Origin of the sequence: Paenibacillus sp. FSL H8-0457 (assembly GCF_038051935.1) — a bacterium.
In the GTDB taxonomy this organism is placed as follows: domain Bacteria; phylum Bacillota; class Bacilli; order Paenibacillales; family Paenibacillaceae; genus Paenibacillus_AQ; species Paenibacillus_AQ lautus_A.
Window position 1 is genome coordinate 2485046 of the sequence record NZ_CP150293.1, and the last position, 16636, is coordinate 2501681.

17 protein-coding genes and 1 other annotated feature are annotated in these 16636 nt (G+C 51.7%); of the genes, 16 read left to right on the top strand and 1 reads right to left on the bottom strand.

Going from position 1 to position 16636, the window contains the following annotated elements; genetic code table 11:
- Positions 1-39: 39 nt before the first annotated feature.
- The 16 genes from MHI43_RS10885 (at position 40) to MHI43_RS10960 (ending at position 14374) form a co-directional block, all read left to right on the top strand.
- Complete coding sequence (locus MHI43_RS10885; protein WP_015734493.1) at positions 40-1278, top strand: bifunctional 3,4-dihydroxy-2-butanone-4-phosphate synthase/GTP cyclohydrolase II; 1239 nt, start codon at positions 40-42, stop codon at positions 1276-1278.
- 257 nt (positions 1279-1535) lie between these two features.
- Positions 1536-2003 (top strand): 6,7-dimethyl-8-ribityllumazine synthase, encoded by a 468-nt coding sequence (gene ribE / locus MHI43_RS10890; RefSeq protein WP_009595158.1) that lies wholly within the window; start codon positions 1536-1538, stop codon positions 2001-2003.
- Positions 2004-2068: 65 nt separating this feature from the next.
- The gene (locus MHI43_RS10895) at positions 2069-2860 is read left to right on the top strand and encodes a segregation/condensation protein A (protein WP_015734494.1); all 792 of its coding nucleotides are present in this window, start codon (positions 2069-2071) and stop codon (positions 2858-2860) included.
- A complete protein-coding gene (gene scpB, locus MHI43_RS10900) occupies positions 2829-3434 on the top strand; it encodes an SMC-Scp complex subunit ScpB (RefSeq protein WP_015734495.1) in 606 nt (201 codons plus the stop codon). Before MHI43_RS10895 ends, scpB begins: the two co-directional genes overlap by 32 nt.
- 192 nt (positions 3435-3626) lie before the next feature.
- Positions 3627-4307, top strand: a complete 681-nt coding sequence (locus tag MHI43_RS10905; protein ID WP_015734496.1) for a DUF2953 domain-containing protein — start codon at positions 3627-3629, stop codon at positions 4305-4307.
- Complete coding sequence (gene ytfJ, locus MHI43_RS10910) at positions 4280-4729, top strand: GerW family sporulation protein (protein ID WP_009595256.1); 450 nt, start codon at positions 4280-4282, stop codon at positions 4727-4729. The genes MHI43_RS10905 and ytfJ overlap by 28 nt, the downstream gene beginning before the upstream one ends.
- Positions 4730-4848: 119 nt before the next feature.
- The gene (locus MHI43_RS10915) at positions 4849-6033 is read left to right on the top strand and encodes a D-alanyl-D-alanine carboxypeptidase family protein (RefSeq protein WP_015734497.1); all 1185 of its coding nucleotides are present in this window, start codon (positions 4849-4851) and stop codon (positions 6031-6033) included.
- A gap of 59 nt (positions 6034-6092) precedes the next feature.
- Positions 6093-6725: a nucleoside recognition domain-containing protein gene (locus MHI43_RS10920; protein ID WP_009595212.1), complete on the top strand. Its 633-nt coding sequence runs from the start codon at positions 6093-6095 to the stop codon at positions 6723-6725.
- 6 nt (positions 6726-6731) lie between these two features.
- On the top strand, positions 6732-7265 hold the full coding sequence (locus tag MHI43_RS10925; protein WP_015734499.1) for a spore maturation protein: 534 nt from the start codon (positions 6732-6734) through the stop codon (positions 7263-7265).
- A 148-nt stretch (positions 7266-7413) separates the two neighbouring features.
- The gene (locus MHI43_RS10930; RefSeq protein WP_015734500.1) at positions 7414-7752 is read left to right on the top strand and encodes a hypothetical protein; all 339 of its coding nucleotides are present in this window, start codon (positions 7414-7416) and stop codon (positions 7750-7752) included.
- Positions 7753-7773: 21 nt separating this feature from the next.
- Complete coding sequence (locus tag MHI43_RS10935) at positions 7774-8529, top strand: pseudouridine synthase (RefSeq protein WP_009595165.1); 756 nt, start codon at positions 7774-7776, stop codon at positions 8527-8529.
- A gap of 125 nt (positions 8530-8654) precedes the next feature.
- Positions 8655-9182, top strand: a complete 528-nt coding sequence (locus MHI43_RS10940; protein WP_009595122.1) for a redoxin domain-containing protein — start codon at positions 8655-8657, stop codon at positions 9180-9182.
- Positions 9179-10882 (top strand): cytochrome c biogenesis protein ResB, encoded by a 1704-nt coding sequence (locus MHI43_RS10945; RefSeq protein WP_036665718.1) that lies wholly within the window; start codon positions 9179-9181, stop codon positions 10880-10882. The genes MHI43_RS10940 and MHI43_RS10945 overlap by 4 nt, the downstream gene beginning before the upstream one ends.
- A complete protein-coding gene (gene ccsB, locus MHI43_RS10950) occupies positions 10869-12122 on the top strand; it encodes a c-type cytochrome biogenesis protein CcsB (protein ID WP_015734502.1) in 1254 nt (417 codons plus the stop codon). Before MHI43_RS10945 ends, ccsB begins: the two co-directional genes overlap by 14 nt.
- Positions 12123-12222: 100 nt before the next feature.
- A complete protein-coding gene (locus MHI43_RS10955) occupies positions 12223-12939 on the top strand; it encodes a response regulator transcription factor (protein ID WP_036665717.1) in 717 nt (238 codons plus the stop codon).
- 1 nt (position 12940) lies between these two features.
- Entirely contained in the window at positions 12941-14374 is a 1434-nt protein-coding gene (locus MHI43_RS10960; protein ID WP_036665715.1) for an ATP-binding protein, read from the top strand.
- A gap of 112 nt (positions 14375-14486) precedes the next feature.
- Here MHI43_RS10960 and serA read toward each other — a convergent pair whose 3' ends face one another.
- Positions 14487-16079 (bottom strand): phosphoglycerate dehydrogenase, encoded by a 1593-nt coding sequence (gene serA, locus MHI43_RS10965; RefSeq protein ID WP_036665714.1) that lies wholly within the window; start codon positions 16077-16079, stop codon positions 14487-14489.
- 192 nt (positions 16080-16271) lie between these two features.
- Positions 16272-16501: a binding site (T-box leader), on the bottom strand.
- Between the last annotated feature and the right edge of the window lie 135 nt (positions 16502-16636).

Genomic DNA, 16636 nt, shown 5'->3' on the forward strand with positions numbered 1-16636 from the left:
CATATAGAGATATCTCCATGAGAAGAAGGAGGAATAGGGATGGATGAGCGCTTTTCATTTCATACGATCGAAGAGGCGTTATCAGATTTGAAGGAAGGCAAGGTCGTCATCGTTGTTGACGACGAGGACCGCGAGAATGAAGGCGATTTTATCGCATTAGCGGATAAAGCTACCCCCGAGGTCATCAATTTCATGATCACCGAAGGCCGCGGGCTGGTCTGTTTGCCCATGACGCAGACTAGGGCTCAGGAACTCGATCTCAAACCGATGGTGACGCAAAACACGGACTATCATGGAACGGCCTTTACGGTCTCCATTGACCATAAGGACACCACGACGGGCATATCCGCCTATGAACGATCCATAACCGTCAACGGCATCTTGGATCCAAATGCATCGGCCGCCGATTTTCGAAGACCGGGCCATATGTTTCCGCTGATTGCCAAAGACGGCGGCGTTCTTCGCCGGGCAGGACATACGGAGGCGGCTGTCGATTTAGCCCGCCTGAGCGGATCCTATCCGGCAGGCGTCATCTGCGAGGTAATCAAGGAAGACGGCACGATGGCAAGGCTTCCAGACCTGGTGGAGATCGCGAAAAAGCATGATCTGAAGCTGATCAGCATCAAGGATCTGATCCATTACCGCAACGAAAAAGAAAAGCTCGTACAGCGCGAGGTAGCCGTGCGGATGCCCACCGACTACGGCGTGTTTCAGGCCGTAGCCTACACCAATGACGTGGACAACAAAGAGCATGTCGCATTGGTAAAAGGGGAGATCGACCCGAGTGAGCCGGTTCTCGTCCGCGTGCATTCCGAGTGCCTGACAGGGGATGTGTTCCACTCCCATCGCTGTGATTGCGGTCCGCAATTTGAGGCGGCCCTCCGCCAGATCGATGAAGCAGGCAGAGGCGTGCTTCTCTATATGCGCCAGGAGGGGCGGGGCATCGGCTTGATCAACAAGCTGAAAGCCTATAAGCTGCAGGAAGAAGGGCTCGATACCGTCGATGCGAACCTGAAGCTAGGCTTTGCGGCGGATCTGCGCGATTACGGCATCGGAGCCCAGATCCTGAAGGATTTGGGCGTAAGGAAGATCCGCCTGCTGACAAACAATCCGCGTAAAATCAAGGGTCTCGAAGGTTACGGCCTGGAGGTCGTGGAGCGGGTCCCGATTCAAATGCCGGAGAACGAGGATAATACGGGCTACCTGCACACCAAGCAAGCGAAGCTCGGTCATATGCTGAAGTTCAATGATATCGAGCAGAACGAGAGTGCTAACTAATCACCAACAATAAAAGGTCAATCATGGAGTAGGTTTGCCTCACGGAATAACCCAGCGAAGAGGGCGGAATGCTGCTGGAGAAGCGTCAGCGGTCGCCTTTAAATCCTGATTTCTTCCCTGAGAAATTAGATCATGAAATCAGGAGTTAACAGCGATCGGAAGCAGCAGCCGTCAGCGCAGCGGGCAATCACCTCGATGTCATTCCAAATCCATGTTTGACCTTATATAAACTCCAACCCGAAAGGAAGTCATCCAACATGGCAACAATATTTGAAGGTCATTTAGTATCCGAAGGTTTGAAATACGGCATCGTGGTAGGTCGTTTCAACGAATTCATCACCAGCAAGCTGCTTGGCGGCGCACTGGACGCCTTGAAGCGTCACGGCGCACAGGACAACGAAATCGACGTCGCTTGGGTGCCAGGAGCGTTTGAAATTCCGCTCATCGCCCAAAAGATGGCAGAAAGCGGCAAATACGATGCGATCATCACCCTGGGAACCGTCATTCGCGGCTCCACCACGCACTATGATTACGTGTGCAACGAAGTGGCCAAGGGGGTGTCCGCCATTAACCTGAAGACCGGCGTACCAACGATTTTCGGCGTCGTCACGACGGAGAACATTGAACAAGCCGTCGAACGCGCGGGAACGAAGGCAGGCAATAAAGGCTGGGATTCCGCCATGGCGGCCATTGAAATGGCGAACTTGACGAAAAGCCTAAAATAGTGCTTATTTAATGTAGTGCTCTTTTTATAGAGCACTGCATTTTATTTTTGGCGGGAGGATTCACCGTGACCGTATTATACAAGCTGGAAACGTTTGAAGGACCGCTCGATCTGCTGCTGCACTTGATTGATAAAGCGGAAATCGACATCCAGGATATTCCCGTCAGCGAGATTACCGAACAATACATGGCCTATTTGCACAACATGCAGGAGCTGGAACTGGAAATTACGAGCGAATTTCTGGTGATGGCTGCAACGCTGCTGTCTATAAAGAGCAAGCTATTGCTTCCGAAGCCTCCGGTTATCGAAATGGACGAGTTCGATTTTTTTGAAGAGGATGACATGGATCCGAGAGCGGAACTCATCGCGAAGCTGATCGAATACCGCAAGTACAAAGGAATCGCCCGTCATCTGCATGAGAAGGAATGGGAACGCAGCATGATTTACTCCAAGGAAGCGGAGGACCTGACTCCTTACATGCCGGAAGTGGAAGAGAACCCGGTTCAGGGATTACATATCTCGGATTTAATCGCAGCTTTTCAAAAAGCGTTAAGCAAAGCCGTCAAACGGACATCGTATGCCCGCATCCAGCGGGATGAAATATCGGTTAAGGACCGGATCCGGCAGGTGATGGACGCTCTGGAGCAGGTCGGGCCGGGAGGCCGGATTCTGTTCTCCAAGCTGCTGCACGAGGAGATGGAGCGCCATGAAATCGTGGTGACCTTTCTGGCTATCTTGGAGCTGATGAAGATGAAGCAAATCCTGTGCTACCAAGAGAAATTGTTTGAAGATATCGTCATGGAGTGGAGAGGGGAAGAACGCATTGATGGATTATCCGAAGCTGAAATCGATTATTGAGGGGCTTCTGTTCTTGGCGGGAGAAGAGGGCTTGTCGGTAAAGCAAATTGCTGAAATCACCGAGCAATCGGATGGCCTCGTTGGCGAAGCGCTGGAGGATATGAAGGAAGAATGGGAGCGATATGAACGGGGAATTCAGATCGTGCAGATTGCAGGGAGCTACAAAATCGCGACGCTGGCCGAGCACGCCCCGTATTTCGAACGTCTGGCGTATTCGCCTTCACGCTCCTCATTGTCGCAAGCCGCGCTCGAGACGCTTTCCATCGTGGCCTATCGGCAGCCGATTACGCGGGTGGAGATTGAAGACATTCGCGGCGTCAAGTCCGAAAGAGCCATCCATACGCTGGTAAGCAAAGGGTTGATTGAAGAAGTCGGACGCGCGGAGGCGATTGGCAGACCGATTCTGTATGGAACGACCAAATCGTTTCTGGATTATTTCGGACTTGCGAACATCAAGGATCTGCCGGAGCCGTCGCAATTCGAGGATAACGATTCATTGGAAGAGGAAACGCAGCTGTTATTCGACAAGCTTGACGGACAACAGCTTACGTTTGATGATGTGGAGGAAAGCTAGCCACATTATATTGTATAATGCTTCATTTGAGAAATGGGTCCTGAGCGTGGATAATCCGCGTCCGGGACCTTTTTTTGTCGTTCCGGCATATGAAAGCAGAGGATCGGAGCAGTTTCGCATCATTTGGAGACCCTTTTGCCATACTAAGCCAAGCGGATTACATTTTACTAAGTTCGTTTTGGGGGTTACTTCGTGAGGATATGGATCTTTCTTGCGGTCGGTCTGGTCGTTCTCTTTATCGTATTGCTGATCGTTGTGCTAAGCTCGAAGGTCACGATAAAGCTGGATGTGGTTCTAAGAAAAAATGAATATAAAGTATTGGCGGAAATGAAAATGCTTTTTGGATGGATCACGCGCAAATACGAAGTTCCCTTTCATTTGGCCAACGGTGGCATTGAGTATAAAAAAGAGACCGTTCCCGTGGACGAGGGGACTGAGCTCGGTTCTAAAGAAAACAAAGAAACTTCAAGACGAACCATACGATACAGGGACTATGTGCGGGTCTTGCTGACTACGAAGGGATTTAAAAAGTGGGCAAGGCAAACGATGGCGGCCGTTCATCTCATGGATGTGCACTGGTCAACCCGGATTGCCTTGGAGCATGCGGCCGATACCGCGGTTGCAACCGGATTGCTTCATGCTGTTAAGCATACCATTATGGGTTGGATGTCGTACCGGCTGATTATGGATGAGCTGCCGGAAATCCAGGTGGTACCGGTCTTTAACGGTCCGCCGCAAATTTCCACAGAGCTTTGCTGCATAGCGAAAATCTCCTGCGGAAAAGCTATGTATGCTGGACTGGTACTTATAGTTCGCGTGTTAAAGGTGAAAGGAGGAGTTAGATCATGGCAGAACACCCTATTCAAGGCTTGATGCAAACGGCTATGGAGAACATCAAGGGAATGGTGGACGTGAATACGATCGTAGGCGACCCCGTGAATACACCTGACGGCAGCGTCATTTTGCCAATCAGTAAGGTGGCGTTTGGTTTTGCAGCGGGCGGGAGCGACTACAACGTTGAAGCAGGCGGCACACACCATAATACCGCTAACGGGACGCATACCGACCATAATGCCCTTCCTTTTGGCGGCGGCAGCGGCGGTGGCGTGTCCATTCGGCCGATAGCTTTCCTGGTCGTGGGTAAAGAAGGCGTGCACATCGTTCCGCTGGACAACCAGACACATCTGTTTGAACGGATTATCGATGCGACCCCGTATTTACTCGATCAAATCCAGTCGATGTTTCAATCGGGAAGCAATGCCGCAGGCAGCACGACGCCTCCGCCGGCATACTGATTGAAGCAGGCAGATCCCTTTCGTTCATGACGGAAGGGATTTTTGCTGCAATGAAATGGACATACCTTCAGCGAGGACGACATATACTTGTACAAGATTTCTGAACACCGGAGGATAAAATGATGAAAATGAAATGGACGAACCGCAAGTCTATGTTATCCATGTTGATCGCCATATGCTGCTTGCTGGTTACGGCTGTCCCTGTACATGCAGATCACGAGCAAGGCCCGTCCAATCATGCACAGGCAGCTGCGCTGATTGACGTGACGTCCGGGAGAATGCTGTACAGCAAGAACGGGGACGAGCGTTTAAGAATCGCCAGCTTGACCAAGATTATGACCGCCATCGTGGCCATTGAACACGGCAAGCTGGATGATCGCGTCAAAGTCTCCAAGAATGCTTTTGCCAAAGAGGGCTCCTCGATCTTCCTGAAGCTTGGCGAGGAGATGACCCTTGAGAATCTGCTGTACGGCTTGATGCTGCGCTCCGGCAACGATGCCGCCACGGCCATTGCGGAGCATGTCGGCGGTACGGAAGAAGGCTTTGTGTTATTGATGAACGAGAAGGCCGCCTCGCTCGGCATGACGAATTCGCATTTTATGAATCCGCATGGACTGGATCACGACGAACATTACTCGTCAGCGCATGACGTAGCCAAACTGACGGCATATGCCCTCAAGAATCCGGTCTTTAGCGAGATCGTCAAAACCCCTACCAAGAAAGCGCCCAACCCGAATGAAGCATGGGACTACAAATGGGACAACAAAAACAAAATGCTGCGCTTCTACGAAGGGGCGGACGGCGTCAAAACGGGTTACACCAAAAAAGCATTCCGCTGCCTGGTGAGCTCCGCTACTCGTAACGGTCAGCAAATCGCAGCGGTAACGCTGAATGACGGCAACGATTGGAACGACCATTCCAACATGCTGGATTATGGCTTTGCTCATTTTCCACTGAAAAAGGTCACGGAAAAGGGACAGAAAATCCAGGGCTATCCGCTCGTCACGGGCAGTTCCTTCACTTATGCGTTCGCGCATGATGAGGAAGCGCGCCTGGTGAAGAGACTGGTCCTGCATAAAGCAAGCACTCCCGACTTGTCTTTTGGGCTGCGGGGGCATATTGAGCTGCTGCTCGATAATGTCAGCATCGGCAAGGTTCCGGTCTACGCGGAAGGAAGCAAACTTCCTGAAGCCCCTGAGGCCTTGCAAAAGTCCAGGAGCGCTCTGGGACCCGTCGGTTCCTTGTCGCTTTGGCAGTCTGCAGGAGAAGTGCTCCGGCATCTGTTCAGGGGCGCACATAACTAGCCTTCGCTAAAGAATCGTGTATTCTCATAACAGCGGGGCAGCAAAACGGGGGCGAAGAGATGATCAATTTGATTTGGATGGGGATGATTGTGATCGGGTTTTGTTTTGCGGCCGTCAACGGGAACATCGACAGCGTCACGAAAGCCGCATTCGACGGAGCCCAAACGGGCGTAACCGTCTCCTTCGGTCTTATCAGCATACTGGTATTCTGGCTTGGCATGATGCGGCTCGCAGAGGACGCGGGTCTGCTGAAAAAAGTGGCCAGGCTGCTGGGGCCGGTTGTCCGCTTCCTGTTCCCGGATGTACCGAAAAATCATCCCGCAATGGGATACATATTGTCCAATATGAGCGCCAATTTGTTCGGTCTGGGCAATGCGGCGACCCCGATGGGAATCAAAGCGATGCAGGAGCTTCAGAAATTGAATCCGGATAAGGAAACGGCATCTCCGGCGATGTGCACGCTCCTGGCGTTAAACACGGCCAGCATTACGTTGATACCGACAACGCTGATCGCGATCCGGCTTAATTATGAATCTGCCAATCCTTCGGAAATCGTCGGAACCACGCTATTGGCCACTGCGATTGCGACGGCCGCGGCAATTATCGCCGACCGATGGTATCGCAGACGAACGATGCGCCGCCAGAAGCCGCCCGGAATCGGTACAGGCCTGAACCCGGACGTGAAGGGGTGATGAGTCTTGCTGTCTTGGATTAATATCGTTTCCGCCTGGTCAATACCCATTATTATCGCATTTATTCCTCTTTATGCTTATACGCGCAAAGTGCCCGTATACGAATCGTTTGTGGACGGAGCCAAGGACGGCTTCTCCACGGCGATCGGAATCATTCCGCATTTGGTCGGCATGATGGTAGCCATAAGCGTATTCCGATCTTCCGGCGCCCTGGAGTTTTTTGTCGGTTGGACGGGCCCTTTTCTGCAATCGCTCGGCGTACCGAGCGAGATACTGCCTTTGGGAATATTACGGCCGCTGACAGGTACGGGCTCCCTCGCTTACACAACGGAGCTGATCCGCGCATACGGACCGGATTCGATGATCGGCCGAATCGCTTCGACCATACAGGGAAGCACGGACACAACCTTGTACGTGTTGACCGTCTATTTTGGCGCCGTGGGCATCCGCAATGGCCGCTATGCGTTGAAGGTCGGACTGTTCTCCGATTTGGTCGGGTTTATTGCGGCGATTGCCGTCTGCTTGCTGGTGTTCGGTTAATTGATTTCATCGACGACTGTCAGAAAGCCAAAAGCAAGGCATATAGTAAGAAGGTGCGTTTTTTCAATGTAACAGGACGTATGCCTATACCCTTGATTCCGCCATGTCATATACTGCTGCAATCACAATTTGTAGTAGGGGTGATGGAATGGAAATCGAGGGTTTTGTTATTCATCATACCGTGTGCGCGCAGGAACCGCGGAACTGGGATTTTAAGATCCATCCGGACGGCTCCGTGTCCGCTTCTTCCGTGCTGGTCCAACCGGGGCAGATCCACATCTGTCTGGAGGGCGACTTCAATGCCAGCTACGAGTCGATGACGCTGGACCAGAAAACGCAGCTGTTTACCGCCAGCAAAATCATTTTGGAGCTGTCCAGACTCCATGATATTTCCCCGCTGTACTTATTTCCCCACTCCGACTCCTGCCCAGGGGCACATTTTCCATGGAACGCGCTTGTGATTTATCCTGTCGATGGTTATCATTAGGAATGAGGTGACCTAACGAACATGGAGAGATTACAGAAAATTATGGCACAGGCCGGAGTCGCTTCCCGCCGAAAGTGCGAGGAATTGATTCTTGAAGGCAAGGTGCAGGTAAACGGGGAGACCGTTACCGAGCTCGGCACGAAGGCCGATCCAGCCCAGGATATCATTACGGTTTCAGGCAAACCGATTAAGAATGAAAAAAAGGTATATGTCATGCTGAATAAGCCGAAGGGAGTCATTACAAGCGCTTCCGATCCCGAAGGCCGTAAAATTGTATCGGATTATCTCAAAGGCATTAAAGAGCGGGTATACCCGATTGGACGTTTGGACTACGATACGGAGGGGCTTTTGCTCCTGACCAACGACGGGGAGTTTGCCAATCTGCTCAGCCACCCCAAATACCATGTGCCCAAGACTTATTTGGCTACCGTGAAAGGGGTGCCCCACGGCACCGAGCTGGACAAGCTTCGTCAAGGGATTATGCTGGAAGACGGCATGACGTCTCCCGCGGAAGTGGAATATAAGGACGTGGATCCGGACAATAAACAATCCGTTATTTCGATCACGATTCATGAAGGCCGCAACCGTCAAGTGAGAAGGATGTTCGAAGCGATTTCCCATCCGGTATTGAGATTGAAGCGGATATCTTACGGGGATCTGCTGCTGCAAAATTTAAAGCGGGGCTTGTACCGCCATTTGACGGCGGACGAAATCAACCAGCTCCTGCAGATGGCGAAAGCCGCAAAGCCGGGCGGGAAACCGAAGAAAAAACGTTAAACCCGACACATAATATTCAAAATGGCGAGCGGCGTTTATGACAAATTTCGTTATAATTGTTCATAGGATGTTCACACCCGTAGTATGCGATATGATGAATGTCATAGAAAGGAAGCTGCTGCTTTATGGGCAAATCTAAGAAAAGCGTACAAATTGTTATTCTGCTTGCCATCATCCTGATCGGAGTGTACGCCGTTGCAACCGTTGTATTCGGCTCTGATGAGGTTCCCAAAGTAGGGCAAAAGGCAGCGGATTTCGAACTTCTAGGCATGGATGGCAACGTACATACCATGAGTGAATACGAAGGCAAGGCCAGGGTTATTAATTTCTGGGGCACCTACTGTCCGCCGTGCGTGCGGGAAATGCCGGCACTTCAAGCCCAGTGGGAAAAATGGAGCAGCCAGGGCGTTGAGATTATCGGAATCAATGTGGGCGAGAACAAAATGACGGTAGAGAATTTTGTTGCTCAAACCGGCGTGAAATTCCCCATCCTGATGGATCCCAAGCGGAACGCTGTTGCCAGCTTCGGGGTTGGGCCGATGCCAACCACCTTTTTTGTTACGGCCTCCGGCAAGATTGACCATATTCGCATAGGCGAACTGGATTTGAACACCCTTGACAAACAAATTGAACAGTTGGTGAATGCGAAATGAGTCAAGGTTCCAAGCCTTTGATCCAGAATACGAAGTGTGATTGCGGTCACCAGAATCCAACGGGGACGGTCCTCTGCGAGGCTTGCGGCAAGCCGCTGACCGAGGAAGCGGAGGCCCAGCCGATTCTGGAAATGCGGTATGACGGCGTTGCCCGTCGATCGCAGAAAGAAAATCCCGGTATTATCGATCGGGTATGGAATTTCTTCTCTTCGGTAAAAGTAGCAATATATCTCATATTGCTAACCACGATCGGCTCCTCGCTGGGGACTATCTTTCCGCAGGAGAGCACATTCCTTAACATTGACCCCTCTGTCTACTACAAAGAGGAGTACGGGCAGCTGGGGCATATTTATTACTTGCTCGGGCTGTCACATACATATACGTCTTGGTGGTTCGTTCTGCTGCTCGTCATGATCGGCGCATCGCTTGTCATTTGCAGTCTTGACCGTGTCCTGCCGCTCTACAAAGCGCTCAGCAGACAACGGATTCCGAAGCATATGTCCTTCCTTACCCGCCAGAAGGTGGTATACCAAGGACAAGTCCAAGAGGACGGGGCCGACTGGGTTGAGCGGATTAAGCCGATCATTAAGAAAAAGGGCTATCGCGTTCGAACGGACGGCGGGACGCTTCTGGCAGAGAAGCAGCGGTTCAGCCGCTGGGGCCCCTATGTTCTTCATATCGGCCTGATTATCTTCCTTCTCGCTGTTTTGGGACGGAACCTGCCGGGACTGCATATGGACGAGCATATGGCCTTTCCTCAGGATGAGCCGGTGCACATCAAGAACACCAGCTACTATTTATTGAACGACGGCTTTAAGGTTGAATTCTATACCGAGGACGATATGCCTGAAGAATTCAAAGGCAAGAACAAGGTGCTGCCGAAGGAATTCCAAACCCAGGCCATCCTGTATATGTGCGAGGCCAATTGCGACGATCTCGATAAAGAGCCTCGGCTCGTGGAATTGACGCGCCATAACATCGAGGTGAACCATCCGCTCAATTACAAAGGGTTAAAGGCTTATCAATTCGATTATGATCTGACCCCGATTCTCCGTACGGTTTCGCCGGTGCTGATTGATAGCAAGAGCGGTAAGGAATACGGCAAAATCACGCTGTCCATCAACGATCCCCAAAGAGAGTATCAGGCAGGGGAATATACGTTAACGCTTACACAGTCCTTTACCGATTTTGGGCTGGGCGATAACGGCAAGCCGGTCAACCTGTCACCTAACCCGAATGCGCCTGCATTCTTATTTCTGATTAAGGGGCCTGATTTGCCGAAGGAAGGCGTTCAGTACTTCTACTTCCCTAAACAGATCGATAAGGAACGTTTCAATCAGGAAGCGATCAATGCGCAGCTGGCGGGTGGGGAGGCACTCGTAAAACTGGATGTGCTCAGCATGGATGATGTGGACTTTTCGGAATCGACGACTTATCTGAATATTCGTGTGGATAAAGCCATGCCGTTCATTTGGGTTGGTTGTTTCATCGGTATGATCGGCCTGGTCATGGGCTTTTATTTCACCCATCGCCGGATCTGGCTGCGTATTGATAACGGAACGCTGACGCTAGGCGCGCATACGAACAAGAACTGGTTTGGACTTCGCAAGGAGATCTCCGGAATCCTCAAGCAAATGAATATCGAAGTCGATGAAAAGTCATTGGAGAATAACAGGGGGACTAAGCATGAATCTAATTGATTTCAGCGGCGACGCATTTATCGTTGCCTTTACCTTATACTGCGTGGCATTTATCATGTACGCACTTGCCGTCATGGGACGCCGGTTCCGCAAACGCGACCCGGAAGCCCATTTGGCGAAGTGGGGCAAGATCGCATTTGTTACGACAACGATCGGTTTGATCGGACACTTGCTGTACTTCTTTACTAGATGGGCGGGCTCGGGGCATGTGCCGGTCAGCAATATGTATGAGTTCATGTCCTTCTTGTCGATGGCAATCATGATTGCCTTCCTCGTACTTTATTTTATCTACAAAAAATCACTGCTCGGATTGTTTGCACTGCCGCTGGCAATCCTGATCATGGCCTATGCCGCCGTGTTCCCGCAGCAGGTGCAGCCGCTCATTCCTTCGCTTCAGTCCTATTGGCTGGGTATCCACGTTACATTGGCGGCACTGGGGGATGCGTTTTTTGCGGTCGGCTTTATTGCCGGCTTGATGCATCTGCTCCGGACCGTTAACTTTGGCGGAACGGACAAGGGCTCGCGCAGGGAACAGCGCTGGCTTGAGCTCGTCATGTTTGCCATCGTGGTGCTGCTCGGATTTATTTTGTCGGTGTACAGCTTCCGTGCAGGCGGTTATCAGGCGGAGTTTAACCAGACATTGGTTGACCCGAAGACAGAAAATAGTACAATAGTAAAAGTGGAATATAACATGCCTCCGCTAATCGCGCCTTACCAGAGCGAGACCGAGAGCATGCAGTCTTTCTTGGGCATGAAATCCCCGCTCATGGAAGCTCCGTCCTGGATGCACGGCGTGAATGCAGGACGTAAGCTGAATACGGTGGTATGGTCGCTGGTCACCGGGTTGATCCTTTACGGATTGCTCCGCCTGATCCTGCGCAAACCGCTGGCTAAATTCATTCAGCCCGCACTCCATCGACTGGATCCGGATGATCTGGACGAAATCAGTTATCGAGCCATCGCGATCGGCTTCCCTGTATTTACGCTTGGCGGTCTCATCTTCGCCATGATTTGGGCAGAGATTGCATGGGGCCGGTTCTGGGGCTGGGATCCGAAGGAAGTATGGGCGCTTATTACTTGGTTGTTCTACAGCGTGTACCTTCATCTCCGGCTATCGCGCGGCTGGCAGGGTAAATATTCGTCCTGGCTGTCCGTTATCGGCTTTATCGTGGTCATGTTCACGCTGGTCGGCGTCAACTTGATTATCGCGGGTCTGCATTCCTATGCAGGCACCGACTAATGGCAATTGAATAGATGTGAATTAACAATCAGAAGGGCCCTTTCTTAATCAAGAGGGCCACTTCTGATTTTCCCTATAAAAACGAAGGAGTTGGCTGCCAATGTCTGAGCACGGAAATCGCATTCTTGTTGTTGATGATGAGGAACGGATTCGCCGTTTGTTGAAAATGTATCTGGAGAAGGAAGGATATGAAATCGAGGAGGCGGAGGATGGGGAGACCGCTCTTCGCAAAGCAAGCTCGGAGGATTACGGGCTCGTTATTCTGGATGTCATGCTGCCCGGCATGGACGGCGTTGAAGTATGCACTCGCCTTCGTCAGGTAAAGTCTACGCCGATCCTGATGCTGACCGCCAAAGGCGAGGAGATTAACCGGGTCCAGGGATTCGAGGTGGGCGCCGACGATTATGTGGTGAAACCGTTCAGTCCTCGCGAGGTGATCTATCGCGTTAAAGCCATATTGCGCCGTTCGTCCGCCACGGCTTATCTGAGCAAGGAACCGAATCCAAGCAACAGCATCGTATTCCCTCACTTGATCATTGAACACGATGCCCACCGCGTGACGGCCGGCGGGCATGAAATCAGCCTGACGCCGAAGGAGTACGAACTTCTGCACTATTTGGCCTCATCCCCGGACAAAGTGTTCTCGCGGGAAGAGCTGCTGAAGGATGTTTGGAATTACGAGTTTTTTGGCGATCTTCGCACGGTCGATACCCATGTGAAGCGTCTGCGCGAAAAATTGAATAAGGTATCCACGGAGTCCGCAGCGATGATTACGACCGTATGGGGAGTAGGCTACAAGCTGGAGGTACCGAAGTAACGTGAGTTTTTGGAGATCACTTGTCGGCAAGCTGTGGATTACGATAACCTGTTTGGTCGCGTGCGTACTGCTGACGCTCGGTTTATTCTTGCTCCCTTATATCGATACCACCTTCGCGAATTCGGATGCCATCAAGCGTTTATTTACTTATGTGGCCATTATCGGCTTTTCAATGACCACCTTTTTCGGGTTGTTCCTGCTTACGAAAATTACGCAGCCCATGCAGCAGCTCATTGAGGCAGCCAACGATATCCGTAAAGGGAAATACGGCACGCGGTTGAACCTTGTGACCAGTGATGAGATCGGCGAGCTGGCCAATACGTTTAACCATATGGCAGCGGAGCTGGAAACGAACATCCGCAATTTGAACCACGAGAAGGAGCACCTGTCCAGCGTGCTGAGAAGCATGAGCGACGCCGTGATTACGTTTGACAATCACGGCCAGGTCATCCTGGTGAACCCGCCGGGATTGGAAATCATGAAGACCTGGAAAGGGCTGCAGTGGGACGATGAGCTTCAGGGCGGAGGCTGGGCGGCCGATGTCATGCCAAAACCACTCAGCGAGCTATATTACGCCACCGTCAACGAAGGCAAGGACCAAAGCGCCGATCTGCATGTGAAGCAGGGAATCTGGTCAGCCCATATGGCCCCCTTGTATTCGGATGACGTGATCCGCGGAGCCGTCGTGGTGTTAAGGGACATAACCGAACAGGTTACATTAGAAAAAATGCGGACGGACTTCATTGCCAACGTGTCGCACGAAATACGGACGCCGCTGTCCATGATGCAGGGTTACAGCGAAGCGCTCCTGGACGGCATGGCAGCTTCACCCGAAGAGAGCAGGGAGCTTATACAGGTCATTCATGAGGAATCCCTGCGGATGGGGCGTCTGGTGAAGGATCTGCTTGATTTGACGCGCATGGAGGCAGGGCATGCCGAGTTATCCCTGCGGGAGATGGATGCAGGCGAATTGTGCGAGCGGGTATTCCGTAAATTTGCGGTTCGTGCCAAAGAGCGGGATATCGATCTTCAGCTGAACAAGCTCCATTCGAATCTTCAGCTCGAAGCGGCGGATGAAGACAAGCTTGAACAGGTGCTGACCAATTTGCTGGATAACGCTTTCCGTCATACGCCTTCAGGCAAGAAAATTCAAATTACGGCAGACCGGATCGACTTATCGAACACAGAGGCGCTCCAGGTGAAGGTTTGCGACCAGGGTGTCGGCATTCCGCCGGAAGACCTGCCTTTTGTATTCGAACGATTCTACAAGGCCGATAAGGCGCGTGTGCGGGGGGAGACGGTGGGAACCGGCATTGGCCTTGCCATCGTGAAAAATATCGTGACCGCGCACCACGGAACGATCAACGCGACAAGCGAAGTGGGGAAAGGCACCGTGTTTACGATGACGATCCCGACAAAAGCGGCAGAATCCTAGGGAATGCCCGCGCAAAAGACAAAACACGCTCGCAAGGAGCGTGTTTTTTTGTTGAAATAAAGGGGTTAATCTTGTTCTACGTGGAACAATGATTAACCCCTTGGATTAAAGCTTAGCCTAGCGCGATTTGCTGCGCCGTGTTGAGTTCCGACAAGCCGGTAAGCTTGATCAGAACGTCCTTAGGAACGTCTTTATCCACCGTCAGCAGCATGATGGCCTCGCCGCCGATCACTTTACGTCCCACCTGCATGGAGGCGATGTTGACATCGTTCTCGCCGAGCAGGGTTCCGACACGTCCGATAATGCCCGGTTTATCGTTGTGGGAGATCAGAATCAGATGGCCTTCCGGTGAGATATCGACAGGGAATTTATCCAGACGTACGATTCGTTCACCGTATCCCAGAAGAAGTGTACCCGCAACGATTCGTTCCAGGCCGTTTTGCGTTTTCAGCGTAACGGTAACGAGATTGGTGAAGTCTTTGGTTTTTGGTGTCTGCGACACAACGACATGCAAATCGCGGCTCTTCGCCAAATGCATGGAGTTGACAATGTTCACTTCGCTTCCGAGGTGGCGTTCCAGCACACCTTTCACGATGTAGCGGGTCAGGGTCTGCGTATCGACTTCAGCCAGCTCGCCTGCATAGTCGACGTGAATCTCCTTTACCGCGTGTGCGGTGATCTGGGCCGCTACACTGCCCAATTTCTCGCCGAGCGAGAAGTAAGGCTGCAGCTTGTTCATGACGCTTGCGGCTACAAGCGGGAAGTTGACCGCATTCTTAAACGGCTCGTTGCGCAGGATATGCAGCACTTGCTCGGAAACGTCGATCGCAACGTTCTCCTGGGCTTCAACAGTGGATGCACCCAGATGCGGAGTGACGATAACCTTCGGATGGTTCAGGAACGGATGATCGCTTTCAGGCGGCTCATGTTCGAATACGTCAAATGCGGCTCCGGCTACAATGCCTTCATCGATGGCTTCCACGAGCGCGCGCTCGTCAATGATGCCGCCACGGGCACAGTTCACGATGCGCATGCCGCGTTTCATGACCTCGAATTGCGGTCTGGCGATCATGTGGCGCGTCTCCGGCGTAAGCGGAGTATGAACCGTGATGAAGTCTGCGTTCCGGATAATGTTATCCACGGAGGAAAGCTTCACGCCCAGTTTATCCGCACGTTCTTCCGTCAGGAACGGATCGAAGGCCAGAATGTTCATGCCGAAAGCCTTTGCGCGTTTAGCCACCTCGCTGCCGATCCGTCCCATGCCCATAACGCCCAGCGTTTTGTTGCGGAGCTCTACGCCGAGGAAGGATTTGCGATCCCAGGTTCCGCCTACCGTTTTGGCATAAGCTTGAGGGATGTGGCGGGCGAGGGCAATCATCATAGCAAACGTATGCTCTGCCGTCGTAATCGTGTTGCCGTCAGGTGCATTGATAACAACGATCCCGCGCTTTGTTGCCGCTTCAAGATCAATGTTGTCCACGCCTACGCCGGCACGGCCAACCACCTTGAGATTAGTTCCTGCATTCATGATGCGTTCTGTAACGCGCGTCTGACTCCGAACGAGGAGTCCGTCGTATTCACCGATAATGGCAGTGAGCTCGTCTTCGCTAAGCCCGGTTTTTTTGTCTACCTGCACATCGGCGGCGTCCATTAACTGCTGGATCCCCAAATCGCTGATCGGATCCGATACCAATACTTTAAACATGGTTTCTCTTCCTCCTTAAAATCCACTATAAAATGCGGTACTGCAATATTGAATAAGGATTACGCTTAGCGCGCGCTCCGTTATACACCAGAGATTCCGATAAAGCTGCAAGAGGTCTATACAGGTTTGACGCGGTGTCGTGGCAAAGAGACAGGAACATAAAAAACTCTCAATCCGCATACTACCTCCGTAGTAAGGGACGAGAGTTATTCGTGGTGCCACCCTTATTCGCTGCCAAGATGCGGCAGCCTCAAGCGGTCTGTTCAGACCATGATTGGTAACGGATATCATCCGATTTGCGCCTACTCCAAGTTTCAGCGAAATATCTCAGGAACGCTCAAGAATACTTTACGCCACCGATTTGCACCAACCATCGGCTCTCTGAGGACGTTACGGTTTCTCTTTTCCGTCATCGGTTTTCACAGATTAATTTTTTCATAATGTATCATGGCTCTAACATTGTGTCAATAGGTGTTTATTCTGGCCATCCGCCTAGATGTAGGGGAAGAAACGAGGGATAGCCTTGAATGTCATGCCGTTAATTTGCTATGATGCAT